Below are 26,702 nucleotides of genomic sequence, written 5' to 3'. Positions count from 1 at the left end.
GACACAGGTCTGGCCGGTCAAACAATCAATAAAGTGATGTGAACATGACAACACTGATCAACAAAAAAAATGTCGCCAGTTACTGGCAGTCCTTTCCACTGACATTGGTACTGTGTCTGTTTCTGGTATTTCCCATTATCGTCATCGGCATTGTCAGCTTCTGGGACTACAACGAATACTCCATTATTCCGGCTTTTATTCTGGATAATTATGAGTTTCTGTTAACGTCGTCAGTGACCTGGCAGGCGTACCTGAAGACCTTCGAGTATGCGTTTCTGACACTGCTGCTGACCTTGGGGATCGGTTTTACGGTTGCCTATTTTCTGGCTTTTCATATTCGTTCCTCAGCCATGCAAACCATTTTGTTTCTGCTTTGCACCGTGCCATTTCTGACCTCCAATATCATTCGCATGATTTCCTGGATTCCGTTGTTGGGACGCAATGGGCTGGTGAATTCGGGATTACAGTCCGTGGGACTCATCGACCAGCCGCTGGAGTTTTTATTGTACAGTGACTTCGCCATCATCCTGGCGTATGTGCATCTGTATACCTTGTTCATGGTCACCCCGATTTTCAACAGTATGATGAGGATCGATCACAGTCTGGTGGAAGCGGCTATCGATGCCGGCGCATCGCCGTTTCAAATTCTTAAAGACGTCATTATTCCGTTGTCAAAGTCGGGCATTATTATCGGGTCTATTTTTGTCTTTACGTTGGTGATGGGAGATTTTGTCACCGTCAAAATCATGGGTGGCGGCATACGCGCCAACGTTGCCATTCTTATTTATAACGAGATATCCCTGCTGCAATATCCGGCGGCCGCTGCCGGGGCAATGATTTTATTGATCACCGTTATCATGATGCTGGTGATTCTGTTTCGACTCGTGGATATTCGCAAGGAGCTTTGACATGAAAAAACGGAGTTCCGGATTTTTTATACTGGCCGGTTTTTTTATGCTGTTCGTTTTATTCCTTTACGGACCGACCATCACCATCGCGATATTGTCTTTTCAGGGACCGGGAGGAGGTTTGACCTTTCCCATGCAGGGCACTTCGCTCCATTGGTTTCGACAGTTGTTTGCCAAACAGGCGGTCGGTGATTTTGGGGCAGCGTTAGTACGTTCTCTGATGCTGGGAACCATGGTCATGATCACCACACTGGTGTTTTCTCTGCTGGCAGGTATGGCATTTAGAAAACGCTTTACCGGCAGTTCTGTGATCTTTTATCTGGCTCTGGCCAGCCTGATCATCCCCTCTATTTTAATCAGCCTTGGCATAGGGCTCATGTTTGACCGCATGGATCTGACACCACAATGGTTCAGCTCCGGTTTCGGCTCCCATCTCACCTGGACCCTGCCCTTTGGACTGCTGATCATGTTTGCGGTGTTCAACCGTTTCAACCCCGCCTATGAGATGGCCTCCGCCGATCTCGGCGCCTCAGACTGGCAGACGTTTCGGTTTATTCTGTTGCCGCTGCTGGCTCCGAGTCTGCTGGGAGTGGCATTGTTCGGCTTCACCCTGAGTTACGATGAATTCGCCCGTACCCTGATGACCTCCGGCAGTTTCAACACCCTGCCGCTGGAATTGTTTGCCATGACCACCAATGTCACGACACCCGTACTCTATGCGTTAGGTACGCTGACCACACTGGTCTCACTGGCCTGTATCTTAATCACCATTATTCTGGTGCGGCTGTTGCGCCGCAGCCTGACCAAAACAGCATGAGCACACTTTATGGCGATCATTGTCATCAATCCGAATTCATCCACCTCCATGACCCGGCAACTGGAACAGGAATGCCGGCAATTGGACGGCCTGCACCACGAACTCTGTTTCGAAACCTGCAATGGTTCACCCGGCAGCATTGAAGGTCACAGTGATGGCGCCATGGCCACGTTCTATCTGCTGGAGAAAATCCGTGCCTACGAGAACAGCCGCGAATCTTCTCATGCCAGCGCCTACGTCATTGCCTGTTTTGATGACACTGGCCTGGAAGCCGCCAGAGAACTGACCAGCCGCCCGGTCATCGGCATCGGCGAAGCGGCGATGCACGCGGCCAGCCTGTTGAGTCATCGTTTCTGTATCATGACCACATTGCAGCGCTCAGTCCCGATCCTGCAGCGCAATCTGGACCACTACGGTCTGACCAATCGCTGTGCCGGGGTGTTTGCCTCCAACATTCCGGTACTGCAACTGGAAAGCAACCCCGACGCCTATGACCAGGTGTTGACCGCCGCCAGAACCGCCTTACAGCACAGCCACGGTGAAGCATTAATTCTCGGCTGTGCCGGTATGAGCCAATGGGTCCACGCCATGGAACAGGATCTGGGGATGCCAGTGTTAGATGGCGTGCGTATTGCTGTTAAATTCGCCGAGTCTCTGATTGACCTGAAGCTGATGACCAGCAAAGTCGGCAGCTATCGTTATCCAGAATTCAAGGGCTACGATTAAGCATCATCCGTCATGACAAATTAATCAGCACAGACTGGCGCAAAAGCAATCTGTCATGGAAGATAGTACAACCGTCAGATAACCAAGGGGTTCGCAATTGAAATACGATGTCGCTGTGTTGGGTGCTGGAATGGTAGGTGTTTGTGTGGGCATACACTTATTGCAGCAGGGTCGTTCGGTGGTGTTGATGGATCGAAACGAGGCCGGTGAAGAAACCTCCTATGGCAACGCCGGATTATTACAGCAGGAAGCCGTGCGTCCTTACGAATTTCCACGCGATCTATCGGTCATTTTGCCAGCCGCATTGAACCTTCGCCTGGATGTCCGTTACCACCTGACTGCTTTGCCCAAACTGATGCTGCCGCTCTGGAGCTATTTCCGAAACTGCTCCCCTCGCCGCTATGAAAGTATCGCCCAGGAATACGGACACATCATCAATATGACCCTGGCCTGCCATCAGGAATTGATCAGCGCCGCCGGGGCAGAACAATTAATCCGAAAAGTTGGCTGGATCACCCTCTATCGCACTGCAAAAGGCCGTAACAAAGGACATCGCGAACTTGATGCCTATGCCCGTCAGGGAGTCAATTTCAAGGTGTTGAATGGTGACGAACTGGCAGATATGGAACCCGCCATCAAAGGCCATCATGCTGGCGGTGTACACTGGCAGGACCCCTGGATTGCCGGGCATCCGGGTAAACTGGTCAAAGCCTACACCAGGCTGTTCAAACAACTGGGCGGAGAATTCGTGCAGGGTGATGCCACCAGTCTGGAGCGTAGCAATCGGCAAAGCTGGCAGCTTCGCGATCATCAGGGCAATACCTTCGAAGCGAATGAAACCGTGATTGCACTCGGCCCCTGGTCGGCGGAGATCACCAACCGATTTGGTTACCGGCCGCCCATGTTCTTCAAGCGGGGCTATCACATGCATTATCAGTATCCCGCCGGACAACCCCGACTGACCCGGGCCGTACAGGACAGCGAGAAAGGTTACATGATGACACCGATGGATGCCGGCCTGCGCATCTGTACCGGTGCCGAACTCGGCCTGCGTGACACGCCTTCCACGCCGGTGCAAATCAACCGCGCCGAAGCCATTGCCCGAGCACTCATCCCCCTCGGCGATAGACTCGATGCCGAACCGTGGCGTGGTGCCAGACCCTGTATTCCCGACATGAAACCGATCATCGGTCCGCTGCCTGGTGTACCAGGACTATGGTGCGCCTTTGGCCATGGTCATCAGGGATTCACCATGGGGCCAGCGACCGGAAAACTACTGGCCGCCATGATGACGGGTCAAGCGACAGAAATAGAGATGTCTGGTTTTCAGGCTAACCGGTTTGTGCATACGTGATGATCACAATAAGGCAGTAACAATACCATGACACTGACGGAGAGTAGTAGTTACTGCCCACGGATATCGTGTATTGCATTTATGTTTATCCTGATCCAAATGCCCGACCAGCAGTGATATTTTGGAAAATACTCGAGATATTCACTGTGCGCAGGCAGAGGTAACATCCTGAATTCAAAAAAAACAAATGTGCACAAAAAAAGCAAATTCCGGCTATTAATTGAAACTATACGTCGTCTATAATAGCGCCTTTTTAGGGCCAAGCTCCGCCTGGAACGTCAATTCCAGCATACATGACGGAAATGAAAGGATTTAGATATGGTCGACATGCGTTCTGAGAGTGATCAATTGGATGAAACAGAATACAAACACCTGATCGCCTATTACATCGATAAAAACGACTCCTCCGAAGCGCTCAAACTTACCAAACAATCGTTACTCTCCCATCCGGATTCCGCCGAACTCAAATACCTTGGCGGTACCGTCTATGCCGATATTGGTATGTACGACAAGGCTAAAGAGCTACTCACCGATGCAATTGATACTCTCAAGTCGCCAGAACCGGCGGTCTTTCAGTTAGGTTTACTGTACCTGACTTCCGGACAGATTGAGCAGGCCGGGCAAATCTGGCAACGTTTGTCCTCATTACCGGAAAATCATTTTCTCCGCTGTTTCGTTGATGGTCTGACCGCCATGGTACGGGATCGTTTTGATGCTGCTCAAGTGGCTATAGAACAAGGCATCTCTACAAATACAGAGTTACCGGCACTGAATATTGATATGGAAAAAGTACTAATACAAATCGCCCAGATAACCGACAACAATGCAGCCGCTGAAAGCAGCCATATCCTGTTATCCCGATACGATTCTCAAAAACCATCATGAGTAAGATTTCAGGCATTTCTGAAATACAGGCACTGCTGCGACAACAGGCAGGACGCCTTTCTGAAAGTGATCGTTTACGGTCAGGTTCCGGTGCCGCTGAGAACAGTGGAACATCCCGAAGCCGACAGATAGACCTTGCTCAGGTGGTGGAAAAAGCATACAAGCGGGCCAAAGGTGACCAGTTCTCTGTTGAAGACAAAATCAGAATCATCATTCGGGCAATATTATCCTGGGAATTTGGTAACGATATTCTCGATGATGTCCAGAGTATCGAACTGTCGGAAAGAATATTACAACATATAGAGACAAATGCCGTTTTAAAGGCAAAGATCTGTCGTCTGTTTGATGCAGTGTGACAATATGATTAACAATAGCCAAATACGCTCCAGAGCCATCTGACTGTAATAATTGAATGCGCTTAATACCACCATATGCATTGAGGGAAGAAATGAAGTCCGTCGAACAATACATCAGAGAAATTTCCCCTCTTTGTCAGCAGCATAACTTTCATTCGGCGGTCACCTTACTGAAACAGGCCGTCAGTGATTATCCCAAACACGAAATCTTACTGGGCCTGCTCGCATCCTGTTATCAGGAGCTCGGAATATCGGAACGCGCTCAGGATCTTTATCAAAACATCGTTGCCCTCAATCCTGAAAATTATCTGGCTATTCATCAACTTGGTCTGATTGATTTCCAGCAGCAGAAATGGCAAGCCGCATTGTCTGTGTGGGAAAAACTGCTGCTTCGCCCGGATGATTTTCTCACCAAATATTACGCAGCACTGTGTTACGAGCAATTGGAAAACCCGGCACAGGCCCGCCTTATGGTCAAAGCCGCTCAACAGGCAGCTCCCACAGACCATGCAATATATCCTGAAATACTAGAGCTGAAGGAAAGACTAGGTGAACATTGAACAGGCACTGGAAAAGTGCAGGCGCTATGAGCAATACCTCGAACTCGATCCCGGGAACACACTGTTGCTGATACAACTCGGCGATGCTTACCACGCTGCCGGACAGTTCGACCAGGCCCGGTCCTCATTTGAAAAATGCCTCGCATTGGAACCGGACAATGACGTCACCAGAAGCCGACTGGCCAACGTGTTACTGTCCGAAGGTTTGCTGGATCAGGCGGCCATCCTGCTGACCGAACTGTTGAAACAACATCCAGACAATCCAGTGCTCAGACACAATCTGGCGATCTGCCAGTTTGCCGGTCATCAGCTGGAGGAAGCCAAACAGGTTTTTCTATCCCAGCAAAATGATCCGCAGCTGGGTCGCTCGGCAGGCTTTTATCTGGCCTCAATTCTGCAAATGGAAGACCGCCTGCCCGAAGCTCTGGGTATCATCAGCCAGCTGCTGGCAAAACAGCCAGAACCCTATCTGCTGGGCTATCAGTCCACCCTTTTGTATATGCTGGATCGCATTGACGAGGCCCTGGCCGTTGCCAAACAAGTGTTGGACATCGATCAGGATAATGCCGATGCCTGCTCCACGTTGGGAACGTTTTATGCCGAACAGCTTGAAACGGAGCTCGCGACCGATTTCTTCCGTCATATGACGCTCCACGCACCTGCCGATGTTCGCGGATGGCACGGGCTTGGACTCGTCAAAATGCACGAACAGGATCTGGCTGGTGCTATTGAATATTTTGAACGCACCACCCGCATGGTGCCGGACAGCATTGCCATGTGGAACACTCTGGCCTGGGCATATTTTAATTCTCATCGCTATCAGGATGCAGAAGCGTCGTTCTCGCGAGTACTGGAAATCGATCATAACAACTCAGATGGCTGGGGCGGACTCGCCTGCTCCCTGGCCATGCAGAAAAAAATCGATCAGGCCGAACAACATACCAAGAAAGCCCTGTTGATGGATCGCTCTTCTTTTTCTGCATTGTTTGCCAAATCACTGTTAGTAGCGCTGAAAGGTAACGAAGCCAGGGGCAAACAAATGCTAACCAAAGCATTGGAACAGCCGATACGGCCTGGTGGCGAACCGGCCATTAACGTGATCAACCGATACATGAAGAAGACAGCCACCAACGACCGTGCCGTCATTACCAGCAAGACTTCAAAAAAACCGCATTGAGAACAACATGAGTATCGACTTTGCGCTGGTTCTGACCAGTGACATGTTATGGGTGGCCATCAAAATTGCCGCGCCGATTCTGGGGCTGACCATGGCTGTCGGCCTGTTGATCAGCCTGTTCCAGGTAGTCACCCAGTTACAGGAAATGACCCTGACTTTTATTCCCAAACTGGCAGTGGCGGTATTTGTATTGATTGCATTCGGCGGCTGGATGCTGACCACTCTGGTGGATTATGCACGAACCCTGATTGCCAGTATTCCCAACCTGTTGTGACCGTTACGGAAAACACTATGAACATTGAAGTTGCCGAAAGTTCTGTCATCGCTGTGTTTCTCGCGTTCGTCAGAATCGGTGCGTTTCTGTTGTTTGTTCCGGTCTTTAACTTTGTCAGATTACCCGTGATGATCAGAGTGTTTTTCTCCCTGACCATGGCCTTGTTTTTGATGTTGAACGTGGGTTTCCCGACGCTTGAGCTGGCTCCCTCAGGCCTGATATCGGCCATCGGCAGCGAAGTCATCAATGGCAGTGCCATGGCATTTGGCATGCTGGCAGCATTTGCCGTTTTTCACTTTGCCGGCCGGGTGCTGGATTTTCAAATGGGTTTTGGCGTGGCCGGCCTGATCGATCCAACCACCCAGGTGCAATCGCCCTTGATTGGTACCGTACTGAACCTGTTGGCGGCCGTGGTGTTTATTCTCGCTGGAGGCATTTCAGCCATCTTTCGCAGTCTTGCGCTATCGCTTGAAAAGGTGCCTCCGGGACAACCTTTTTCCTTGCAGAATGCCGAGTGGTTTATCGCTCATGCCGGGCTTATTTTCACACTCTCCGTAGCACTGGCCGCCCCGGTGCTGCTGGCCATTTTCCTGCTTGATATTTTAATGGCATTTGCCGGCCGGACCATGCCGCAAATGAACGTATTTATTATCAGTATTCCGTTTAAGATCACGCTGGGTATGGTCGTCATTGCCACTACCATCGTCTCTGCCCAGCCAATCTTTCGAAAAGTCTTCAATGCCGTTTTTGAGTTCTGGGAACCGTTTTTCTGATGGCTGAACAGGAATTCGACAAATCCGAGCAACCGACACCGTTCAAGTTGCAGGAGGCACGCAAAAAAGGCCAGGTAGCCAAGAGTCTTGAACTCAATTCCTGGCTGTTACTGCTTGCCGGTTTCGGCATTTTTACCACCCTGGGCTGGGGATTGGTGACTGCGCTTGGGCACATCAGCCGTTTTCTGTTTTCTCAGGCCGCAAATATTCGTCTGACGGAAAGTCATTTTCTGTTTATCTGCCAACAGATCATTGCCGCCGTAGAGTCAGCACTATGGCCGTTTTTTGTAACCCTGGCGATTGTTTCCATACTCGCCACGCTCGTGCAAATAGGCTTTATCTGGTCTTTTTTTCCATTGAAACCCGATATTCAGCGACTCAACCCGGTACAGGGTTTCAAACGTCTGTTTTCATTACGACTGTTATATGAATCGGCCAAGTCAGTCATCAAACTGTTATTGTTTGGTGGGGTGCTCTGGGTGGTACTGCAGCAAATGCTGCCCTATCTGGCACAGGCATTTGACATGCAACCGCCACAGGTCGTGACGTTGTTTCAATACTGGGGCAGTAAACTGATTTTTTCCTTACTCGCGGTTCTGTTGATCATCACCCTGCTGGATCTCGTATATACGCGGCGGGACTTTATCAAGCGCATGCGCATGAGCAAACGTGAAGTCAAAGAAGAGCATAAAAAGCGCGAAGGTGATCCATTGATCAGACAGAAGCGTCGTCAGATGCAGAAATCCATCAACGCGCAGCTGGTCTCTGTGGGCAATGTGCCCAAAGCCGACGTGGTGATCACTAACCCGACTCACCTTGCCGTCGCGCTGCAATATGATCGCGCCAGCATGGCAACTCCGGTTGTGGTGGCAAAAGGCAGCGGCGGGCAAGCCGAAAAAATCAAACAAATTGCACGTCAGCACCGCATCACCGTGATGGAAAACAAGCCTCTGGCGCGGGCACTGTTCAGGCAGGTAGACGTCTCACAGCCAATTACTCCGGACTTATTTCCCAGAGTGGCACAAGTTTACATCTGGTTATATAAAAATCAGCAAAGGATCCATTGATGTTAGGGTATGTTAGAAACGGGCTGGGCAAACATGGCGATTTGATTCTGGTCTTTGTGATGGTCGGGATTCTGATGATTTTGTTTACCCCGATCCCCTCGCAATTACTGGATCTGCTGATCATTGCCAACTTCAGTTTTGGGCTGCTGATTCTGCTGCTGACATTTTATGTCGACAAGCCGCTGAATTTTTCCACCTTTCCGTCGTTGTTGCTTATCGCCACATTGTTTCGGTTGTCGCTCAATATCGCCGCTACCCGGTTGATCCTCAACGATGGCGACGCCGGACGCGTGATCGGTGCCATTGGTGATTTTGTGGTATCCGGCAACTACGTGATTGGTCTGATCGTGTTTCTGGTACTGATCGTCGTGCAATATGTCGTGGTTACCAACGGTGCCCAGCGGGTGGCGGAAGTGGCCGCGCGGTTTACGCTCGACAGTATGCCAGGCAAACAGATGAGTATTGATGCTGATATGAACATCGGCATTATCGACGAAAAAGAAGCGCAACGGCGGCGGCGCGAAATTGAAAAGGAAGGCAGCTTTTATGGTGCCATGGACGGAGCCAGTAAATTCGTCAAAGGCGATGCCATTGCCGGCATTGTGATTATTCTCATCGACATAATCGGTGGTCTGACCATCGGCATCGCCCAGAAAGGTTTGTCCTGGGGCGAAGCACTGCAAACCTACACCCTGCTGACCGTCGGTGACGGTATTGTTACCCAGATCCCGGCACTGATTATCTCAACCGGTACCGGCATTATTGTTACCCGCGCAGCATCCGACGCCTTTCTGAGCCAGGAAATTGCCACCCAGATCACCCGCTATCCAAAAGCGCTGATGATGATCAGCCTGGGATTGCTGGTGATGATGATTTTACCTGGCATTCCGGCCTGGCCAGTACTCACCATACTGACCATCGTCGCCGGTGCCGCCTGGTTTTCGTTGCGCAAAGCCAAAGCTGCTGCGGCGACAACCGGATCCACCGAAGACACCAAAACCGCATCCGATGAACTGCAAAATATTTATACCGAGATGCAAGTAGACAGGCTGGTGATTGATTTTCATCCATCCCTGGCCAGTCTGATGTCTGAAGAACAGGGAGACTTCACGGACCGTATCAGCAACTTCCGGCGGCAATATGCAATGGAATCCGGACTGGTCATTCCCGGCATCAAAATACGGGAAAACGCTCACCTGAAAACCAATCAATATGAAATTCAGCTTAACGGCGTGACCGTGGCCAAAGGCGAAACCCGGCTTGGACAGCTGCTGGCCATTAATCCGGGTAACGCCAAGCATGACCTTCAGGGAGACGACACCCGCGATCCTTCCTATGGACTTGCCGCCAAATGGGTAACACAGCAACAACGGGAAGACGCCGCCCGAAAAGGCTATACCGTGGTATTGCCTGAAACCGTTTTACTGACACATGTGACCGAACAGATTAAACAGTACGCCAGCGAACTATTGACCCGTTCAGAAGTTGAACGACTCATAGAGTCTGTGCGCAAGACCCATAACAGTCTGGTAGACGAATTGATTCCCGGCACGCTGTCATTGGGAACGCTGAAAAAAGTACTGCAGCAACTGTTAACAGAGAAAGTATCCATTCGTAATCTGGTCAGAATCTTTGAGGTGCTGGTCGATGAAGGGAAACAGGTACAAGACCCAACATTGCTGGCCGAGTTAGTTCGCCAACACATCGGCGGGGAAATCTGCCAGAAGTTTTTGGCCGATAACGGTTCCATCAATGTCCTGATACTGGACCCGAATATTGAGAAAACCATTTCCACCTGTATCAAAGACGGGCAATTGATTTTGGATCCGAGATTTTCTGAACAGGTACTGATACGGCTGGCCGCGCAAGTTGAAAAAATGATGCGCTCAAACCTGTTGCCGGTACTGGTATGTTCACCGGATTTGAGACGCTATATCAGTCAATTGTCGCGCCGTATGATGCCACATTTGTCGGTTATTTCCATGTCCGAAGTGCCTAATAACATGAATGTAAAATCATTTGCTGTGGTAACCACTTAAAATGGTGAAAATACATTGCTTTTTGAGTTCAAAATGGCCAGTATCCCAAGCCGCTCATAAAGGATACATAAGGTTATCTGCCGTATATTTTGCAAGGAGTTTATAATGAGCCATTCTGCCCTTGAACTGACAGCCTCAACCATGCTAAGGAGCCTGGAACAGTTAAATACTATTGGCCAGAACATTGCCAATGTGAACACGACTGCCTATAAATCACGCGTCAGTTTTAACAGCGTTATCAACACCTTTGACGTAGCCCAAAATAGTGTTTCCGGTACGGATAAGATCACTCAGAATATCTCCTTATTACTGTCTCAGGGCTTACCCACGCAAACTCATGATCCACATCATTTTATGATTGATGGCGATGGCTTTTTTGTCATCAATGATGGTGATGGTCAACAGCTGCTTACCCGCAATGGCGCATTTCAAATCAATGCTGCAGGCATTCTGGTGACTAAAGACGGCAAAGAAGTATCCGGCGAAATGGGCAGCATTCGTATTCCGGGTGACGTCACCGTCGATGCAAACGGCACCATCTGGTCAGAAGGTGAAGAGATTGATCAACTGACGGTCGTTTCCGTTAACACCGACCAGTTGATACCTGAAACAGAAGGGTACTTCCGCATGCCGGCCTCCCTCAATAACGCTGATCCGGAAAAATATACTGTCCGTCAGGGCATGCTGGAAAACTCTAACGTCAACGTTCAACACGAATTTACCAACCTGATCACCGTGATGCGACAGTTCGAAATGCAGCAAAAGGTACTACGTGGATACGATCAGATGATGAATACAGGCATTACGACTCTGGGGGAATTTTAACTATGCTGGACTCCATGCATATCGCCGCGCTCGGAATGGAAAGCCAACAAACCATGGTGGACACCATTTCCAATAACATCGCCAACATCAATACCCAAAGCTTTAAAGCCGCCCAGGTTAATTTCGAGGATCTGGTCGGAAAACGGGACGGCGCCCAGGATCTTATTCCCAGTGGCGCGGGAGTTCGTGTGGCTGGCTTGAGATACAACAGTACGCCGGGTGACATGAAACAAACCGATAACGAAATGGATATCGCGATTGCCGGCAAAGGGTTTTTTGAGCTGATAAACGACAACGGCGATTCGCTCTATACCCGAAATGGCTCACTAAAAATCAATGCAGATGGGATATTGGAGTCTGTCAACGGCCTGCCCTTGAGCGCCTTGATTGAAGTGCCTTCAGACTACACCAGCCTGGCAATTACCACCGATGGTACGGTTCTGGCCGATGTTCCGGACCAGAAAGACCCAGTCACTCTGGGTCAGCTTGAACTGGCACATTTTATCAATCCGGAAGGCCTGGAAAATCTTGGTAACGGACTCTATCGCAGCAGCCCGGATTCCGGTGAAGCTCAGTATTTTGCCACCGACTCGAATCCATCCAAAATCCTGCAGGGATATGTTGAGTCATCCAACGTCAATATGGTTCAGGAGCTAACCTCTCTGGTACTGGCTCAAAAAGCCTATGGTCTGAACTCCAGAATATTGCAGGCGTCTGATGAGATTCTGAGTCTGATCAATGATCTACGCAGAGGCTGACTTTCTAATCATATCGGTCTGATGCAATGATGCTCCGACTACTGCTGATTAGTTTGTTAGGTGTTCAAGTCAGTGCCGCCGGAATGGAGGCGGTGACGTTGAGGGAGCAGGTCAGCGTTGACAGTGACTGGATACTGCTCGGTGATGTACTGGATTTTGGTTCCCATCCATTGACGGCGAAACAACAGCAAATTGCCATGTTAACCGTGGCCAGGGCGCCAACGGTTTCACACAGTCTGGTGTTGCAGCGGGCATTCATACTGCGCCGTTTGTCGTCTTTTTCATCAACGATTGAACTGGCCGGCGCAAACGAAGTGGAAGTGAGAAGGCAAAGCCAGACCATCCCGGCTGCGCAGATTCGCGAAACGCTGATGGCGGCCATAGCCCGGGAACTGGCGGCGTATGAGGTGGAGCCTGGACAATACCGGGTGGATGGAATGGAACGGATACACGACATCAAGGTACCGACATCGGCCACAACCGATATCAGGGTGGATCGTTTTCAACCTCGGTTACCGGCATCGCAATCATTGGCATGGGTCGATATCTGGGAAAACGGTGTACGGGTGGAAAGTTTGAGCATTCCCATCAAACTCAATCTGCCACAGCAGGTATGGAGTATTAACAGAGATATGGCAGTGGGTGACATTATTCAGGCACGGGATTTAACCGGTCGCCAGGTCAACAACGCCGACTTTGCCTATTGGCCCAAGTCGCAGAACATCGTTGGACTGGAAATAAAACAACCGCTGACTGCCGGTGCGTCACTGCATCAAAAAGACCTGGGGCCGCAATCGCTGTTTGTCAAAGACCAGGTCATTAACGCCACTTTAAATATTGCAGGCGTGACAGTGGATATGCCCGTACGGGTTTTACAACCGTTGAATCGCGGCGATCACGGCCTGGCTGAGCGGAACAACGGCCGGAAAGTTGAAATATCGATTACCGCCGATGGTCAGGCGGAAATCATTGGAAAATACGAGGAATAGCCAGAGATGAAAACCTCTATCTACATTGGCTTGCTACTACTGATGACCAGTCACATGGTCAGCGCCGTCAGTCTGTACCAACCAGAAAACTATCGCGCCATGGTGTCGGCACAGCGCTCACATTCGGTCGGCGACATATTAACGGTCATGATTTATGAAACCGCAACTGCCACCACTTCTGCCTCGACCGACGCCAATGCCAAAACCGGCATCGATATTCAGGCCTCCAATGGCAACAATGATCTGCAGGCGGGCGTAAACGCTGGTAGCAACTTTGCTGGCGGCGGGGCCGTGAACCGAACCGGTAAAGTGGTCGCCAATGTATCGGTCGTCATCACCGGCATCAACGATGGCGGTTCATTCGAACTGGCTGGCGAGCAGCGCATCAAACTGAACAATGAAGAACAGCTGATTCGGGTCAGCGGCATCGTCCGCCCCGAGGATGTTTCCGAACAGAACATGGTGATTTCCACCCGTATGGCGGATCTCAAAATCGACTTCATCGGTGATGGTCTGCTGACCAAAAGCGAAAAGCCGGGCATCTTTACCAGGGTATTTAAATGGTTGTTCTAAATCTGTTTCGCCAATCCGTCTTGACGCTGCTGTTATGCAGCAGTTTTGCCACTGCCGCTATCGCCGCAGGCTCAGACAGCGTGCGCATCAAGGACCTGGCCAGAATCAAAGGTGTCCGGGATAACAGTCTGGTGGGTTACGGTATTGTGGCCGGATTGGCCGGTACCGGTGATTCGATCCGCAATCAAGCCACAGTGCAGTCCATCAGCAATACGCTGCGCAAATTCGACATCATGATCTCCAGCTCGGATGTCCGCTCCAGAAACGTTGCCGCTGTCATGCTGACCGCCAATCTGCCGGCCTTTGCGGAAGCCGGCGACAGAATCGATGTCAATGTGACCTCCATTGGCGATGCCCGCAGCCTGGCCGGCGGCACGTTGTTGCTGGCCGATCTGCGCGGTCCAGATCAGAACATCTATGCACTGGCGCAAGGGCCGCTGTCCGTGGGCGGATACAACTACGATGTCAATGGCAACATTGCCCAGAAAAATCATCCCACTGCCGCCATTGCCATTGGCGGCGGACGGGTGGAACAGAGCGTCGAAACACAGATGCTCAATGAAGCCGGTGAACTTGAACTGCTATTGGATAATCCGGATATCACCACCGCCATCCGGCTGGTGGATTCCATCAATGCAGAAATTGGTGCCAATACCGCATACGCCGAAAATCCCGGCAAAGTCGCTATCCGAATTCCTGCTGATCAGGCCCGGAACTATCTGCGCCTGATGGCCCGGGTTGAGAATATCCAGGTGACTCCCGATTCCGTTGCCCGGGTGGTCGTCAATGAAAAAACCGGTACGGTGATTTCCGGTGGTGATATACGCATTGGCAAAGTCAGCATTACTCACGATGACATCAAGATTTCCGTCAGCAATGAAACCCGTGCTTACTCATCACTGGCGCTGATCAACACCCAGGACAAAGGAGTCACCCTGGTACCCGATTCCAAACTGACGGTGGAAGAAAAACCCAATATCCAGATGGACGTCAATCAGGGCAGTTCCGTGGCTGATCTGATTGTTGCCCTTCGCAAGGTCAACGCCACCAGTCGGGAAATTATTACCATATTACAAACACTCAAAAGTGCAGGAGCACTGCACGCAGAACTGATCGTGCAATGAGCAACCCGAGGATTTTTAGATGACACACATCCTGAATTCACTATTACCGGCCACACTCACGGCACTGGATGCTCTGAGTCTGAACCAGAAACTATTGGCCAGTAACATCGCCAATGCCAATACCAAGGGTTATAGCCCTTCGCATCTGGACTTCGAGGCCTATATGGACAGCGTGTTGCAAAACCTGGACACCAGTCATGCCACAGACAAGCGCATCGGTGCCTATGTGCAGCAGACTTCCGGCGAAGTACAACTCGATATGGAACTCGGGCTGATGTCTGAAAATCTGCAAAAGTACAAAGCCATCATGGATGTACTGAACCGCCAGACCTCGCTGATACAGCTGGCGATAACCGGCCGGGGTATCTGATCATGGCAGACTTTAAAGCCTTTGAAATCAGTTCGGCCGGTATGGCACTGGAAAAACTGCGGCTCGATCTGGCGGCGATGAACATCGCCAACATGAATACCGCTACCCGGGTCGGTGAGGGTTACCATCCACGACACATAGAAACCAGCCTGATCAGTCAAACCGGGTTTGAGGATTTCATGCAGTCCCTCGACGTCAGCCAGTTGGTTGCCGTACGCGAAGGCGATACCCGGCAAGTATATGAACCGAATCATCCCCTCGCCAATCAGGAAGGCATGGTGGAATACCCCGATATCAAACCATTGACCGAAATGATGACACTCATGACCGCCATCCGCAGTTACGAGGCCAATGCCCGCGCATTCAACGCCTCCAAACTGCTGGTGGATGAAGCCCTGAAACTGGGTAAATAATTCACAGGAGAACGACTATGGCACTGGAAAGCATCTCTGCCCTGTCAGGAATGACAGAAACATTGAGCCTTGATAAATCCTCCACTCAGGGCAATTTCGCAGCCTGGCTCAACCATCAGGTTCAGGATCTGAATCAACAGGAAATCGCCCTCTCCGAAGACATCCAAGGAGTACTGAAAGGTGATATCCAGAATCTGCATCAGGTCATCATCGGCATGGAAAAAGCTCAGCTTGCGTTTCAGCTGGCCGTGCAGGTACGTGACCGAGTGCTGGAAGGTTATCAGGAAGTCATGAGGATGCAGGTTTGAGTACCACTAAACAACCGTTGTTCAGCGATTTAAGCAGCGCTGCAAAAATCTCCCTGGCAGCTGGCGTGATCCTGATACTGGCCCTTGCGGCGGGCCTGTACTGGTGGTCGGCGCAAACCCAATACCAAGTGGTGCTGCAGAATGCCCAGAAAGAGGACATCGCCCGCGCCGAGCAGGAACTCAACACACATCAGATTCCGTTTCAGATCACTGAAGACGGCCTGTCACTTATGGTCGCCGATCAATACGCATCTCAGGCAAGAATCATTCTCGCTGATCTGGGACTACCCTTCGACAATACCGTCGGCCTGGAAATGTTTGCCACATCCGACTTTGGTGTCACTGAATTTGCCCAGCAGATCAACTATAAACGCGCCCTCGAAGGTGAGCTGACCCGCACCATATCGGCCATGCACGAGGTCCGTTACGCTCGGGTTCACCTGGTGCTGCCGGAAAAGGGGTTGCTGAAAAGTGACCATATTCCGTCGTCAGCAGCGGTCACCCTGTTTCTCAGAAATGGCGTCTCACTCAGTAGCGATCAGGTGACCGGTATTCAGCGTCTGGTCGTGGCCTCGGTGCCGGGTATGCAACCGGATCACGTCACCATTCTGGATCAACAGGGCAATACTCTGAGTCATGACAGCAGTGATTCTCCGGCCATGAAAATCGACAACGAGCAGGCCGAGCTGGAAGCCCGGCTGCAGCAGAAAGTAGCGGATATCCTGTTACAGCAGTTTTCCGCTCAGGCCTTTAAAGTCACCGTCAATGCTGAGATCGAGCGCCACGCCACTCATCGGGTGGAGGAACGTCCTGTCATGGGTACTGATGGCAAGGGCGCTCTGACCCGGAAAATCAGCTCCACGGAATATCCAGACAAAAACAGTAAACCCACACAGCATTCCGAAGAAAACTATCAATATGGTCTGATCCGCGAGGAAACCGATATTCCTGGCGGCAGTCTCTCCCGGCTATCGGTGGCGGTCTGGCTGGCAGCCGACCTCAGTGAAGAGCAAAAAAGTGATCTGGAGACACTGATTCAGATTGCGGTTGGCGCAGATCCGCAGCGTGGTGACCGGGTGGCCCTGATGGTCTCTGCACCCGCTCTGGTCGAACCCACACCGGCGGTTACTCCTGAACATCCGGCACCGGACATGACAGCGGCAGATTCCAACCCGGCACCGACTCAGGTGAACATCAATGCTCAGGCGGATTTCGATATCCCAATCGGCGGTATCACTGTCAACGCCCTGTACTTCATTGCCGGACTGCTAGGGCTGCTGATCATCTGCATTCTGGTCATGATCAAACTCATGTGGGATATGCGCAAAATGCGCCTGACCCGACAGCAGCGCGAAGTGTTGCTGGGCCAGCTCAATCAGATTCTCTATGAACAGAAACGGGAACAGGTCTGAACGATGGACAATATCAAGGCCAAAGTCGATGAGGCTCTCCAGCAATTGTTATCCTGTCTGCATCCAAAAGACAGCCAATGGCTGAGCAATCAGGTACAGCAGCATGCGCTGTTATCCGAATTTGAGTCTTTGCTGGATCAGGAAGAACTGGAGATATCGCGTATCAGTCAGCTAGTCACCCGACATACCGATTTGCAGGCTTACTTTGATCTGCTCTCACCCGCGACACCTGTCAGCGATGCCTTGCGCAACAGTCTTCGCAGGCATCTGCTGACTCAGGCCAATACTCTGATGCAGGATGAAATCCATGCCGACCGAAACCATTAAACTGCCGTTGCGGGAAGAGCCTGATACGGTCAGAACGACGGTACCGGAAGCTCATCCCTATCAGCCACCGGAAGCACATCCGCAATCAACGGCAGTTCCAGTGTTATCGCCACTGGAACAGGAAAACCAACGTTTGCAGACGGCTCTGGCAGCGGCCGAGGCAGAGCTGGAACAGTATCGTCAGCAAGTCTACGAACAGCAATTCAACGAAGGTTATGAGGCCGGTTTTCAACAGTCTTCCGAACTGATCGAAGAAATCGCCACGCTGGAACGGTCGTTCCTTGAGCAATGGCAACAAACCCAGCAGCAGTTCGAAACCGAAGTGGCCAAAATCGTGCTCGCGGCCGTCGGAAAAATCCTCGGCAATGCCCTCGCCAGACCAGAAGCCTGCCTCGCTGCCGTTAAAGAAGTCATGCAGTCCGTCGGGCCGCAGGACAAGCTGACGATTCATGTCTCGACTCACGATCATCCCTTGTTCGAACGTTATAAACGTCAGCTCAACGCCACCTCTCAGGTGGAATATGTGCCGGATGAACGGGTGCAGATCGGTGGTTGTCTGATTGAACTCAAACGCGGCATGCTGGACGGCAGAATCGAGGTGCAACTGCAGTCCCTCGTCGATACCCTCAGTTCGGTCAGGCGATCCTGATATGCAGCCATTTTCCGCCCAACCCTATATCAGTGCCATCCAGCAACGGCCGCTGGTCCGCAAAGTCGGCCAGGTCACGCAGTTTTTCGGTCTGATCCTCGAAGCCGACGGCCCGGATGTGTTCTTGGGGGAAAAGTGCGAAATTTATTCTCAGGCCAGTGCCATTCCAGTTGAGGCAGAGGTGATAGGTGTCCGTAATGGCCGGGTGGTACTGATGCCTTACGGCAATATCCAGGGTGTCAGATTCGGTAGCGAGGTCATTGCCACCGGTCATCCAGTTGAAGTCCATGTCGGAGAACAGTTACTCGGTCGGGTCATTGATTCCTTTGGTCACCCGCTCGATGACTTTGGCGACATTGCCACCACAGCAAAATATCCAGCCCTGGGTGAAAGTACCAACCCACTCAAACGGGTGTCCATTGATACCCTGATCAGCACCGGCGTCAAAGCCATCGATGCACTGCTGCCGCTCGGACGCGGCCAGCGTGTCGGTTTGTTTGCCGGCAGCGGTGTAGGTAAAAGTACCTTGCTGGGCATGCTCGCGCGCAACATCGATTCGGATATCAATGTTATTGCCCTGATCGGAGAACGGGGCCGTGAAGTCGAGGAATTCATCCGCCACAGCCTTGGCCCGGAAGGTCTGGCCCGCTCAGTGGTCGTGGTAGAAACCTCCGAGCGCTCACCATTATTGCGCTATCACGCCGCCCACACCGCGACCAGCATCGCTGAATATTTTCGCGATCAGGGCAAGCACGTCACCCTGATGATGGACTCCGTCACCCGCTATGCCATGGCGCTCAGAGAGATCGGCCTGTCCATCGGCGAACCACCGACCGCGCGTGGCTACACCCCCTCGGTATTTACCGCGCTACCCCGGCTGATGGAACGTTGCGGCCGCTTTCAGCGAGGTTCCATCTCTGCCATTTATACCGTGCTGGTGGAAGGTGACGACATGAATGATCCCATTGCTGATGCGGTCAGGGCGATTCTCGACGGCCACATCGTACTGTCGCGACAACTGGCCGAGCGGGCGCATTATCCCGCTATCGACGTACTCAAAAGCGTGAGCCGGCTGAAAACTCATCTGTTCGATAACGAACAGCAAACCCACTCGGCGGAACTGATCCGGCGTATGGCGCTGTACGAACATTCACGCGATCTGATCGAAGTTGGGGCCTACAAGGAAGGGCTGAATCCGGCTCTGGACAGAGTCATCCGGCAATGGCAGCAGATCGAGGACTTTCTCTGCCAGTCCCACGAGACTCCGGTGTCACAAACCGATACCCATGTACAACTGAAAACCCTGGTGACCAGCGATGCATAACCTGAAAAAGAAAATCCGCCGTGCGCATGTTATGACCCGACTGGAAGATATCAGCCAGGCTCAACTGCAACAGGAATTACATCAGATCGAACATCGACGCCGGGCAGAACAGGACCAAAAAGCCGCTTACGAAACTGAAATCGAATCATTGCAGCAGCTGCTGGGCCGACAGACAAGGGCGGGTCATTCGTTTGATCCGGCCAATTACCTGCAAGCCACCCGGGTGATTTCCGATCTGGAACAACACGTTCACCATCATACGGCCGAAATCGACACCCTGGATCAGCAAATTCAAGGACTGTCCGAACAACTGCGACAGGTGTCTGCGCGGAAAAAAACCCTGCAACGGCTAGGTGAGCGACTGCATAAAGAAAAGCATCACCAGCAGACCGGTGCACACTACAAACAACAGGACGAAACCATCCTGCACAACTATCGGGGGCGTCTGTAAATGTCGTTAACGAACATTCGATCCGAAACCATACCGGCATCACCGCAACCCCGGGATGGACGCCAGCCGGATTATCAGAAAAAACTCTGGGAACAGGCATTCTGGGAGCAGCAGCGGCAGATTCAAATGAATGATGCCGAAAACCGACAGACACCAATGCCTGAGCAGCAACCAGCCACGAAAGAGGCCATGATGCCAACGGCACCGGAACGCATAAACAATACAACGACTCAGGTGCCGGTGCTGGTTTCACACCCACACCTGAACCTGACAGCATCATCGCCACTGGCTGCTGATCAGGATGCCGTGATCATAGGCAACCGCTCATCCGCAGCATCGGCCGGTCCGGGACTGACGATCACGACACCGGTGAACGCAGCAACCAGACAACCGGCGGCGATCTTATCAACGGCCACTCAGACCCAACGCACACTCGCCACCGGCATGCTGCATACGGCCGATGAAGAGGCCTCTGTATGGCTGGGTCATAAAGCCCTGCAGGATGATCATTCATTACTGCGTCAGATTCGTGAGGCACTCAACTTCTTCGGTCTGAAACTGAAGCAGCTCACAATCCACGGCACAGGTATCAACCGAATTCACATGAACACTGATTTAAACCCACAAAAGGAGTCCGAACATGGCCATTGACAGCATCGGATCAACCGAGTCAAGCACACTCAACCAGAGCACTCTGGGGCAGGAGGATCTGTTCAAGATTCTACTTACCCAATTGAATTACCAGGATCCGTTGAAACCCATGGATAACCAGGAATTCATCGCTCAGCTAGCTCAGTTCACCTCGTTGGAACAGGCCCGTGAAAGCAATGAAAAACTGGGGCAGTTGATTCAGGCACAATCTGTCGGTCATGCCATCAGTCTGCTGAATCATGATATCCAGGTGTCGCTGGAATCAGGCTCGGCAGTGGGCAAAGTAACCGCCATCAATTTCAGCGATGGTCGCCCGCTGTTCACCATCACAAGGGCAGATGGTCCGCCGTTGTCGGACATTTCATTGTCACAGGTCGAAATCATCAATGGAGACACCAGCGAGTAATCGCTGCTGGCCACAGGAGATTCAGCTATGTTGGGTTCAATTTATAAAGGTATGGTTGGCATGATGGCCTATTCCAAGGGCCTGAGTAACATCAGTAGCAATGTTGCCAACATGAACACCCCCGGTTACAAACGCAGTGAACTGCATTTCCGGGAACTGGTCGATGGCCGGCAATTATCCGGCAACTCATCGCAAAAAGGCTATCACAGTGGTTCCACCCTGGGCGTGGATGCCAGCTTGAGCAGTACCGTCTACTCCCAGGGCGACATTCGCGAAACTGAAAATGACACCGACATGGGCATTGACGGTGCCGGCTTTTTCATTCTGCGCAATGGTAACCACCGGTACTACACCCGTGTGGGGCAATTCGAGTTCAATGACAAAGGCTATCTGGTGGACAAGACCTTCGGCTATCGTGTCGCAGGGTTTGAAAACGGCCATTTGGTCGATATCAACCTGCAAAAATATCGCGCTGTAGATCCGGCTGCCACATCGGTTATCAATCTGGTCGGAAACCTGTCTGTTGGTTCCACGACCCACGCCGTTAACGATGTCGCGGTGTATGACGCCGAAGGCGTTAAACATACGCTGAAGATAGAATTTACCAACAATGGCGCGGTCACCGCGCGCAGCTGGACCGTTAAAATCACCGATGAAGATGACAATGTCATCACCAGCAATCTCGAATTTCGCTTTAACGAAAACGGATCTCCGGCACAGGATTTTAATCAGCACAGTTTTACACTGACGTCTGATGGCGGACAGGAAACCCAGATTACCCTGAACATCGGTGATCCAGGCTCGTTTAATCAGATTACCAACTTTTCCAGTGGCTCCACTTCAACGGTCCAAACCGGGAAAGTGGATGGTTATAGTTTTGGCGTCATGACCGGTTTCTCCGTCAACGATGAAGGGGCCATCGAGGTGCAATATTCCAACGGTGAATCTCTGCCAACCATCAGCGTTGCCCTGGCCCGGTTTGACTCACCGGATCATCTGGTCGATGAAGGCAGTGGCCTGCTATCTGCTCAATCCTTTCAGGATGCCATTATCGGTACCAGTCGGACACTGGGTCTGGGCAAAATCGCCAGTCAGTCCATTGAATTGTCCAACGTCGACCTGACCAGCCAGTTTACCGACATGATCGTACTGCAACGGGGCTATCAGGCCTCTTCCCAGGTGCTGACCAGTGCCAATGAAATGCTGCAGCAACTGATCGAAGCGACCAAAGGCAGGTAGACATCATGAGTCATACTCTGTTCTGGCTGACCGATGAACACCGGCAACACATCGTTCAGGCCTTGAGTGAACGATTGCAGCAACTGGCGTCGACGTGGTCGATTCATGACACCAGTATTCATATTTCGCGGGTTGAGAACTTTCCCCGGACAGCCGTGGAGCAGACCGACTACCTGGGCGACAAACGCATCAGTCACCATATCAGCGGTGATCAAAAAGTCATGGTCAGTGTCGAACGAGGCTCGCTGCTGGGTTTTCTGCGGTTACCCATGCCACAATCCGCCGAATCCCGCACACTGGTCGATCAGGTCATTCAGGATTTGCTCACCGACCTGTATCAGAAGGTGTTTGGCTGTGAGGGTTTTACCACGGTTGCGGCCCACGACTTTTCCGGTCTCAGCAACAACAACCATCAGGCGCATATTCTGATCGAATGTCAGTTGAACGATCTGCACTGGACCTTTCTGATCGACCGGTTTTATCTGGCGGCACTGCTGTTCGAGGCGAAGAAACCGGTGATCAGAGGAGGACTACAGGCCATCGCCCCCTGCCTGAATCAGGAGCAGGTTGAAATCGCGGTATCCGCAGGCAGCGTCCGGCTGCGGCTGTCGGAACTCGGAGCACTGCAACCCGGTACGGTACTGACCGCCAACACCCGAATTCAGCATCCCCTGAATATCCAGATTCACGGTGAAACCATTGCCAAAGGCTTCATCGGCAAATGCCGACAGCAAAAGGCGCTGGTCATCGCACGCACCTGATACACCAAATAACACATGCACAAGCAAAGGTTAAAACAACATGAATGATGTGGAATTGCAGGAAGTGGAACCGTCCAAGGGAACGGGCCACCCCATCCTGGATAAAAATATGGATTATCTCAAAGACATCGAAGTAGAGCTTCAGGTCCGCGTTGGCAAAGCTCGCCTGAGTGTCGAAGAACTGTTTTCAATGGCTGAGGACAGTGTGATTCCGTTGCTGGAATCCGTTGATGATCCGGTCGAACTGCTGTTGAAAGACAAGGTTGTCGCTCGTGGCATTCTGACAGTCGTCGGAAATCAGTTTGGTGTGAAGGTGACCGAAATCGCATCATGATGGCAAAACCCTGTCTGATTCTACCGGTGCTTGCATTGCCAACCATGGCTCATGCCGCCCTGCCCTTTAAAGAGTCCTCTTCGGAATGGCTCTGGCAGGGTCTGTATTCCCTGCTGCTGGCACTCATCTGTGTGACCGCACTGTGGTTTATCAGCCGCTGGATCAAACGCCTGAGCCATAACAACGATCAACCGGGTCTGCCCTGGCAGGGATCGCAGCACCGAATCGACATATTATCTGCACGGAAGATTTCCACCCGTTCCCGCATGATTCTGGTGGAAGTGGACGGCAGCCGTTACCTCGTGGTTGAAAGCGCCCAGTCCGTTGTCGTGCAACCCCACACTGGCCAGCCCAGCGAACCCCAGCCCACCCACCTTTCAACCTCTGAGGATGAAGCCGGTCAATGAAGTCCGTTCTGACAATTCTGTTCAGCTGTCTCGTCTTAAGCTCATCGGCTATGGCGGAAAACTTTGGTATTGGCGGACTGTCCATCAATACCGACAATCCGGGCGAAGTCAGTCAGGTCATTCAGATATTACTGGTTTTGACAGTGCTGAGCCTGGCACCCGGCCTGCTGATCGTCATGACCTCCTTTACCCGCATCATTCTGGTGCTGGCCATTCTGCGCCAGGCGCTTGGCATGCAGCAGACACCCCCAAACACGGTCCTGGTCAGCCTGGCCTTGTTTCTGACCCTGTTCACCATGATGCCCGTCATCAATGATATGAATCAGGCCGCCTATACCCCTTATCAGGCTGGAGAAATGAGCCTGCCGGAGGCAGTGGAAGCCGCAAAAGTACCCCTCAAACGCTTTATGATTTACCAGACCCGGGAGGAAGACCTCGAACTGATGCTCAGCCTTTCCGGGCAGGAGCTGCCCGAGACCCTGGAACAGGTCAGCTTCATTGCCCTGGTTCCGGCCTTTATGCTCAGTGAGATGCTGACGGCCTTTCAGATCGGCTTCATTATCTTTCTGCCATTTCTGCTGGTGGATCTGGTGGTCGCAGCCATATTGATGTCCATGGGCATGCTGATGGTGCCGCCGATGATGATTTCACTGCCAATCAAACTGCTGTTATTCGTCCTGATCGATGGCTGGAATCTGATTACCCGGGCACTGGTCGGCAGCTTTTCCTGAGAGGAGATGGACAGGTGCCGGCTACCAGGGATACACAGGTCGAGCGGGAACTGTGGCAGCAATTTACGCAGCAGCGGGATACCGGTAACCGGCACCGGTTGATGGAACTCTACCGCCCGGCTTCAGTCATCATCGCCAAGCACCTGTACAAACTGTATGGCACCGACATCAGCGAACTCGACGACTACGTCCAGGAAGCCCAGCTCGCCTTGCACGACAGCATCGAGCGCTATCAACCGGACAGTGGCGCAGAATTCATGACTTATGCCAACTACCGGATTCGCGGTCAGATTCTCAACAGCCTCAAACACAGCAGTGAACGCGCCAGTTTTTATGATTATCAGAAGAAATTGAGAAAGGCCCGCAGCCAGTCAGTGCTGAGCGACCTGAACCAGGACAGTCCCAGCTTCCACAACATCGGCGAATCCATTATCCGCCTCGCCTACATCGAACTGGTCGATGCGATTTTTGAATCCGATCCGGAGGCTTCGACCAACGCCCCTGTCATTAATGATGACGATGAAACGCCTGTCTCTCAAAATAGCGCCACACCGTATCAATCCTGCGCTATAGACAACATCAAAGCTAAGCTGAAAAGCAGGTTGCAGAGCCTGCCAGCACCGCAAAAACAAATCATCGAGTTACACTATTATGGGCAACTCGGGTTTGAGGAAATCGGTCAACTGCTCGGACTCTCCAAAACCCGGATATCCCAACTGCACAAACAGGCTATTCTGACGCTGCAAAACAGTGAACAGACCGAACGTTCGGTCTGACCATCGATGACGGATAATTATTTATCTGCCCGGAATGGGCGGTAAGCCAGCGTCAGCATACCGGTACGGCTCAATGCCTCTTTGGACGCATAGACCGGACCGGACAATTGCAACGCCCAATGTTGATTCAAGGAAAAATTTAAGGCCAAGTCGACAGAGCGCACGGTATTATCAAGATTCACCACAGAAGAATGACGATAGGAACGATATATTTCAGCCTTATCAAAATACTGGATGTTAAAAAAGCCGGATAAAGTCAAACGATGGTAGACGGAATGTCGGCCCGGAACCGGGATATCAAACTGCGAACCAAGCGCGGCATACGCAACTGTGGTGGTATCGTCATCACCTTTTCGGTTCTCAAAACCAATCATCCGCACCCCGGCATCAACAGACCAGCGGCAAAGCCCTTCAGCATACCCCTGAAACGCACAGACACCAGAAAAATGATCAGCATTGAAATCATTTTTTTCGCGCCAGTCACCACTGAGCAGATTCACCCGGAGATTGATCAGACCGGATTCAGTATTCAGCATGCCATGGGACAGTTCATCACGGCTATTTAGACCATCACCCAAATAATACGAACTCGAAAGCTGCGCCGGCACACGGGTTCTGTCTCCTATCGGCAATTGGGTATCGATAATGCCGAGATTGATATACCCCACATCTTCACCCTGACTGAAGCTGATACCACCCCACCGGACAGAGCGCTGATCTGAGAAACGAAAAAATGGACTTTCTGAATTTTCCAAAGCCTGCACGCCACCTGTCAGCAAGGCCAATGACAGTAATGCAGAAAATTTCCTGATGAGGGTCATAAACTTTTCCATCTGTTGATTTGAGCAGCACGCAACGCGCGTGGCCAGTATGTCAGAAAACATTCTGAAAACAACCACACAACAGATCACTCAAGTGCACCGGACAATTGTGATTTT

The 26,702-nt window shown here is 51.6% G+C and carries 34 protein-coding genes; 33 read left to right on the top strand and 1 reads right to left on the bottom strand.

The genetic code is table 11. From position 1 onward, the window contains the following. Window positions 1–44 precede the first annotated feature (44 nt). The 33 genes from YC6258_RS02985 to YC6258_RS02825 all read left to right on the top strand — a co-directional run bounded on the left by YC6258_RS02985 (window position 45) and on the right by YC6258_RS02825 (window position 25,764). Entirely contained in the window at window positions 45–908 is an 864-nt protein-coding gene (locus YC6258_RS02985; protein WP_044615732.1) for an ABC transporter permease, read from the top strand. A 1-nt stretch (window position 909) separates the two neighbouring features. After that, on the top strand, window positions 910–1,725 hold the full coding sequence (locus tag YC6258_RS02980; RefSeq protein ID WP_044615731.1) for an ABC transporter permease: 816 nt from the start codon (window positions 910–912) through the stop codon (window positions 1,723–1,725). 9 nt (window positions 1,726–1,734) lie between these two features. Further along, window positions 1,735–2,451 carry an aspartate/glutamate racemase family protein gene (locus tag YC6258_RS02975; RefSeq protein ID WP_044615730.1) on the top strand — a complete coding sequence of 239 codons (717 nt, stop codon included), beginning with the start codon at window positions 1,735–1,737 and terminating at the stop codon, window positions 2,449–2,451. Window positions 2,452–2,548: 97 nt separating this feature from the next. Continuing rightward, complete coding sequence (locus tag YC6258_RS02970; protein WP_211264618.1) at window positions 2,549–3,805, top strand: NAD(P)/FAD-dependent oxidoreductase; 1,257 nt, start codon at window positions 2,549–2,551, stop codon at window positions 3,803–3,805. Between the two features lie 318 nt (window positions 3,806–4,123). After that, window positions 4,124–4,690, top strand: a complete 567-nt coding sequence (locus YC6258_RS02965; protein WP_044615729.1) for a tetratricopeptide repeat protein — start codon at window positions 4,124–4,126, stop codon at window positions 4,688–4,690. Beyond that, a complete protein-coding gene (locus YC6258_RS02960) occupies window positions 4,687–5,046 on the top strand; it encodes a hypothetical protein (protein WP_044615728.1) in 360 nt (119 codons plus the stop codon). The genes YC6258_RS02965 and YC6258_RS02960 overlap by 4 nt, the downstream gene beginning before the upstream one ends. Before the next feature lie 92 nt (window positions 5,047–5,138). After that, on the top strand, window positions 5,139–5,606 hold the full coding sequence (locus YC6258_RS02955; protein WP_044615727.1) for a tetratricopeptide repeat protein: 468 nt from the start codon (window positions 5,139–5,141) through the stop codon (window positions 5,604–5,606). Next, complete coding sequence (locus tag YC6258_RS02950; RefSeq protein WP_044615726.1) at window positions 5,596–6,783, top strand: tetratricopeptide repeat protein; 1,188 nt, start codon at window positions 5,596–5,598, stop codon at window positions 6,781–6,783. The genes YC6258_RS02955 and YC6258_RS02950 overlap by 11 nt, the downstream gene beginning before the upstream one ends. A 7-nt stretch (window positions 6,784–6,790) precedes the next feature. Continuing rightward, a complete protein-coding gene (locus YC6258_RS02945) occupies window positions 6,791–7,057 on the top strand; it encodes a flagellar biosynthetic protein FliQ (RefSeq protein ID WP_044615725.1) in 267 nt (88 codons plus the stop codon). 17 nt (window positions 7,058–7,074) lie between these two features. Then, window positions 7,075–7,830: a flagellar biosynthetic protein FliR gene (locus YC6258_RS02940; protein ID WP_044615724.1), complete on the top strand. Its 756-nt coding sequence runs from the start codon at window positions 7,075–7,077 to the stop codon at window positions 7,828–7,830. Continuing rightward, a complete protein-coding gene (gene flhB / locus YC6258_RS02935) occupies window positions 7,830–8,897 on the top strand; it encodes a flagellar biosynthesis protein FlhB (protein ID WP_044615723.1) in 1,068 nt (355 codons plus the stop codon). The genes YC6258_RS02940 and flhB overlap by 1 nt, the downstream gene beginning before the upstream one ends. Continuing rightward, entirely contained in the window at window positions 8,897–10,936 is a 2,040-nt protein-coding gene (gene flhA / locus YC6258_RS02930; RefSeq protein ID WP_044615722.1) for a flagellar biosynthesis protein FlhA, read from the top strand. The genes flhB and flhA overlap by 1 nt, the downstream gene beginning before the upstream one ends. 105 nt (window positions 10,937–11,041) lie before the next feature. After that, window positions 11,042–11,761 carry a flagellar hook-basal body protein gene (locus YC6258_RS02925; protein WP_044615721.1) on the top strand — a complete coding sequence of 240 codons (720 nt, stop codon included), beginning with the start codon at window positions 11,042–11,044 and terminating at the stop codon, window positions 11,759–11,761. A 2-nt stretch (window positions 11,762–11,763) separates the two neighbouring features. Beyond that, window positions 11,764–12,519 (top strand): flagellar hook-basal body protein, encoded by a 756-nt coding sequence (locus tag YC6258_RS02920; protein WP_044615720.1) that lies wholly within the window; start codon window positions 11,764–11,766, stop codon window positions 12,517–12,519. A 26-nt stretch (window positions 12,520–12,545) separates the two neighbouring features. Beyond that, on the top strand, window positions 12,546–13,508 hold the full coding sequence (locus YC6258_RS02915) for a flagella basal body P-ring formation protein FlgA (protein WP_044615719.1): 963 nt from the start codon (window positions 12,546–12,548) through the stop codon (window positions 13,506–13,508). A gap of 6 nt (window positions 13,509–13,514) precedes the next feature. Then, window positions 13,515–14,081: a flagellar basal body L-ring protein FlgH gene (locus tag YC6258_RS02910; RefSeq protein WP_044615718.1), complete on the top strand. Its 567-nt coding sequence runs from the start codon at window positions 13,515–13,517 to the stop codon at window positions 14,079–14,081. Beyond that, window positions 14,069–15,205 carry a flagellar basal body P-ring protein FlgI gene (locus YC6258_RS02905; RefSeq protein WP_044615717.1) on the top strand — a complete coding sequence of 379 codons (1,137 nt, stop codon included), beginning with the start codon at window positions 14,069–14,071 and terminating at the stop codon, window positions 15,203–15,205. The genes YC6258_RS02910 and YC6258_RS02905 overlap by 13 nt, the downstream gene beginning before the upstream one ends. A 19-nt stretch (window positions 15,206–15,224) precedes the next feature. Further along, window positions 15,225–15,575, top strand: coding sequence for a flagellar basal body rod protein FlgB (locus tag YC6258_RS02900; protein ID WP_044615716.1), 351 nt, complete (start codon window positions 15,225–15,227; stop codon window positions 15,573–15,575). Between the two features lie 2 nt (window positions 15,576–15,577). Beyond that, window positions 15,578–15,988: a flagellar basal body rod protein FlgC gene (gene flgC / locus YC6258_RS02895; RefSeq protein WP_044615715.1), complete on the top strand. Its 411-nt coding sequence runs from the start codon at window positions 15,578–15,580 to the stop codon at window positions 15,986–15,988. Between the two features lie 17 nt (window positions 15,989–16,005). Further along, complete coding sequence (fliE, locus tag YC6258_RS02890; RefSeq protein ID WP_044615714.1) at window positions 16,006–16,296, top strand: flagellar hook-basal body complex protein FliE; 291 nt, start codon at window positions 16,006–16,008, stop codon at window positions 16,294–16,296. After that, window positions 16,293–17,708 (top strand): flagellar basal-body MS-ring/collar protein FliF, encoded by a 1,416-nt coding sequence (gene fliF, locus YC6258_RS02885; RefSeq protein ID WP_044615713.1) that lies wholly within the window; start codon window positions 16,293–16,295, stop codon window positions 17,706–17,708. Before fliE ends, fliF begins: the two co-directional genes overlap by 4 nt. Before the next feature lie 3 nt (window positions 17,709–17,711). Then, window positions 17,712–18,035: a hypothetical protein gene (locus tag YC6258_RS02880; protein ID WP_044615712.1), complete on the top strand. Its 324-nt coding sequence runs from the start codon at window positions 17,712–17,714 to the stop codon at window positions 18,033–18,035. After that, the gene (locus tag YC6258_RS02875; protein ID WP_044615711.1) at window positions 18,016–18,684 is read left to right on the top strand and encodes a FliH/SctL family protein; all 669 of its coding nucleotides are present in this window, start codon (window positions 18,016–18,018) and stop codon (window positions 18,682–18,684) included. The genes YC6258_RS02880 and YC6258_RS02875 overlap by 20 nt, the downstream gene beginning before the upstream one ends. A gap of 1 nt (window position 18,685) precedes the next feature. Further along, window positions 18,686–20,008, top strand: a complete 1,323-nt coding sequence (locus YC6258_RS02870) for a FliI/YscN family ATPase (protein ID WP_044615710.1) — start codon at window positions 18,686–18,688, stop codon at window positions 20,006–20,008. Next, window positions 20,001–20,459 (top strand): hypothetical protein, encoded by a 459-nt coding sequence (locus YC6258_RS02865; RefSeq protein ID WP_044615709.1) that lies wholly within the window; start codon window positions 20,001–20,003, stop codon window positions 20,457–20,459. Before YC6258_RS02870 ends, YC6258_RS02865 begins: the two co-directional genes overlap by 8 nt. Further along, a complete protein-coding gene (locus tag YC6258_RS02860; RefSeq protein ID WP_044615708.1) occupies window positions 20,460–21,110 on the top strand; it encodes a hypothetical protein in 651 nt (216 codons plus the stop codon). It abuts the gene before it with no gap. Next, window positions 21,100–21,516, top strand: coding sequence for a flagellar hook assembly protein FlgD (locus tag YC6258_RS02855; protein WP_044615707.1), 417 nt, complete (start codon window positions 21,100–21,102; stop codon window positions 21,514–21,516). The genes YC6258_RS02860 and YC6258_RS02855 overlap by 11 nt, the downstream gene beginning before the upstream one ends. A gap of 27 nt (window positions 21,517–21,543) precedes the next feature. After that, a complete protein-coding gene (flgF, locus tag YC6258_RS02850; protein ID WP_044615706.1) occupies window positions 21,544–22,755 on the top strand; it encodes a flagellar basal-body rod protein FlgF in 1,212 nt (403 codons plus the stop codon). 5 nt (window positions 22,756–22,760) lie between these two features. Beyond that, window positions 22,761–23,516: a FliM/FliN family flagellar motor switch protein gene (locus YC6258_RS02845; RefSeq protein ID WP_044615705.1), complete on the top strand. Its 756-nt coding sequence runs from the start codon at window positions 22,761–22,763 to the stop codon at window positions 23,514–23,516. 40 nt (window positions 23,517–23,556) lie between these two features. Continuing rightward, on the top strand, window positions 23,557–23,850 hold the full coding sequence (locus YC6258_RS02840) for a FliM/FliN family flagellar motor switch protein (protein WP_052830019.1): 294 nt from the start codon (window positions 23,557–23,559) through the stop codon (window positions 23,848–23,850). Further along, window positions 23,847–24,257 carry a flagellar biosynthetic protein FliO gene (locus YC6258_RS02835; protein WP_044615704.1) on the top strand — a complete coding sequence of 137 codons (411 nt, stop codon included), beginning with the start codon at window positions 23,847–23,849 and terminating at the stop codon, window positions 24,255–24,257. The genes YC6258_RS02840 and YC6258_RS02835 overlap by 4 nt, the downstream gene beginning before the upstream one ends. Further along, window positions 24,254–24,988, top strand: coding sequence for a flagellar type III secretion system pore protein FliP (gene fliP / locus YC6258_RS02830; RefSeq protein WP_044615703.1), 735 nt, complete (start codon window positions 24,254–24,256; stop codon window positions 24,986–24,988). The genes YC6258_RS02835 and fliP overlap by 4 nt, the downstream gene beginning before the upstream one ends. Before the next feature lie 14 nt (window positions 24,989–25,002). After that, entirely contained in the window at window positions 25,003–25,764 is a 762-nt protein-coding gene (locus tag YC6258_RS02825; protein ID WP_044615702.1) for a sigma-70 family RNA polymerase sigma factor, read from the top strand. Window positions 25,765–25,781: 17 nt separating this feature from the next. On the opposite strand, the gene YC6258_RS02820 is transcribed toward YC6258_RS02825, so the two are convergent. Further along, on the bottom strand, window positions 25,782–26,585 hold the full coding sequence (locus YC6258_RS02820; protein ID WP_044615701.1) for a hypothetical protein: 804 nt from the start codon (window positions 26,583–26,585) through the stop codon (window positions 25,782–25,784). Between the last annotated feature and the right edge of the window lie 117 nt (window positions 26,586–26,702).

Source organism: Gynuella sunshinyii YC6258 (genome assembly GCF_000940805.1).
Taxonomy (GTDB): domain Bacteria; phylum Pseudomonadota; class Gammaproteobacteria; order Pseudomonadales; family Natronospirillaceae; genus Gynuella; species Gynuella sunshinyii.
The sequence above is the reverse complement of the archived record's forward strand: the minus strand, read 5'-3'. Positions and strand labels throughout refer to the sequence as shown.

Bases quoted from the DNA above. Each gene is read 5' to 3' on its own strand.
- YC6258_RS02985 (WP_044615732.1), top strand. From the start codon at position 45: ATGACAACACTGATCAACAAAAAAAATGTCGCCAGTTACTGGCAGTCC.
- YC6258_RS02980 (WP_044615731.1), top strand. From the start codon at position 910: ATGAAAAAACGGAGTTCCGGATTTTTTATACTGGCCGGTTTTTTTATG.
- YC6258_RS02975 (WP_044615730.1), top strand. From the start codon at position 1,735: ATGGCGATCATTGTCATCAATCCGAATTCATCCACCTCCATGACCCGG.
- YC6258_RS02965 (WP_044615729.1), top strand. From the start codon at position 4,124: ATGGTCGACATGCGTTCTGAGAGTGATCAATTGGATGAAACAGAATAC.
- YC6258_RS02960 (WP_044615728.1), top strand. From the start codon at position 4,687: ATGAGTAAGATTTCAGGCATTTCTGAAATACAGGCACTGCTGCGACAA.
- YC6258_RS02955 (WP_044615727.1), top strand. From the start codon at position 5,139: ATGAAGTCCGTCGAACAATACATCAGAGAAATTTCCCCTCTTTGTCAG.
- YC6258_RS02945 (WP_044615725.1), top strand. From the start codon at position 6,791: ATGAGTATCGACTTTGCGCTGGTTCTGACCAGTGACATGTTATGGGTG.
- YC6258_RS02940 (WP_044615724.1), top strand. From the start codon at position 7,075: ATGAACATTGAAGTTGCCGAAAGTTCTGTCATCGCTGTGTTTCTCGCG.
- flhB (WP_044615723.1), top strand. From the start codon at position 7,830: ATGGCTGAACAGGAATTCGACAAATCCGAGCAACCGACACCGTTCAAG.
- flhA (WP_044615722.1), top strand. From the start codon at position 8,897: ATGTTAGGGTATGTTAGAAACGGGCTGGGCAAACATGGCGATTTGATT.
- YC6258_RS02925 (WP_044615721.1), top strand. From the start codon at position 11,042: ATGAGCCATTCTGCCCTTGAACTGACAGCCTCAACCATGCTAAGGAGC.
- YC6258_RS02920 (WP_044615720.1), top strand. From the start codon at position 11,764: ATGCTGGACTCCATGCATATCGCCGCGCTCGGAATGGAAAGCCAACAA.
- YC6258_RS02915 (WP_044615719.1), top strand. From the start codon at position 12,546: ATGATGCTCCGACTACTGCTGATTAGTTTGTTAGGTGTTCAAGTCAGT.
- YC6258_RS02910 (WP_044615718.1), top strand. From the start codon at position 13,515: ATGAAAACCTCTATCTACATTGGCTTGCTACTACTGATGACCAGTCAC.
- YC6258_RS02905 (WP_044615717.1), top strand. From the start codon at position 14,069: ATGGTTGTTCTAAATCTGTTTCGCCAATCCGTCTTGACGCTGCTGTTA.
- YC6258_RS02900 (WP_044615716.1), top strand. From the start codon at position 15,225: ATGACACACATCCTGAATTCACTATTACCGGCCACACTCACGGCACTG.
- flgC (WP_044615715.1), top strand. From the start codon at position 15,578: ATGGCAGACTTTAAAGCCTTTGAAATCAGTTCGGCCGGTATGGCACTG.
- fliE (WP_044615714.1), top strand. From the start codon at position 16,006: ATGGCACTGGAAAGCATCTCTGCCCTGTCAGGAATGACAGAAACATTG.
- YC6258_RS02880 (WP_044615712.1), top strand. From the start codon at position 17,712: ATGGACAATATCAAGGCCAAAGTCGATGAGGCTCTCCAGCAATTGTTA.
- YC6258_RS02875 (WP_044615711.1), top strand. From the start codon at position 18,016: ATGCCGACCGAAACCATTAAACTGCCGTTGCGGGAAGAGCCTGATACG.
- YC6258_RS02870 (WP_044615710.1), top strand. From the start codon at position 18,686: ATGCAGCCATTTTCCGCCCAACCCTATATCAGTGCCATCCAGCAACGG.
- YC6258_RS02865 (WP_044615709.1), top strand. From the start codon at position 20,001: ATGCATAACCTGAAAAAGAAAATCCGCCGTGCGCATGTTATGACCCGA.
- YC6258_RS02860 (WP_044615708.1), top strand. From the start codon at position 20,460: ATGTCGTTAACGAACATTCGATCCGAAACCATACCGGCATCACCGCAA.
- YC6258_RS02855 (WP_044615707.1), top strand. From the start codon at position 21,100: ATGGCCATTGACAGCATCGGATCAACCGAGTCAAGCACACTCAACCAG.
- flgF (WP_044615706.1), top strand. From the start codon at position 21,544: ATGTTGGGTTCAATTTATAAAGGTATGGTTGGCATGATGGCCTATTCC.
- YC6258_RS02845 (WP_044615705.1), top strand. From the start codon at position 22,761: ATGAGTCATACTCTGTTCTGGCTGACCGATGAACACCGGCAACACATC.
- YC6258_RS02840 (WP_052830019.1), top strand. From the start codon at position 23,557: ATGAATGATGTGGAATTGCAGGAAGTGGAACCGTCCAAGGGAACGGGC.
- YC6258_RS02835 (WP_044615704.1), top strand. From the start codon at position 23,847: ATGATGGCAAAACCCTGTCTGATTCTACCGGTGCTTGCATTGCCAACC.
- fliP (WP_044615703.1), top strand. From the start codon at position 24,254: ATGAAGTCCGTTCTGACAATTCTGTTCAGCTGTCTCGTCTTAAGCTCA.
- YC6258_RS02820 (WP_044615701.1), bottom strand. From the start codon at position 26,585: ATGACCCTCATCAGGAAATTTTCTGCATTACTGTCATTGGCCTTGCTG.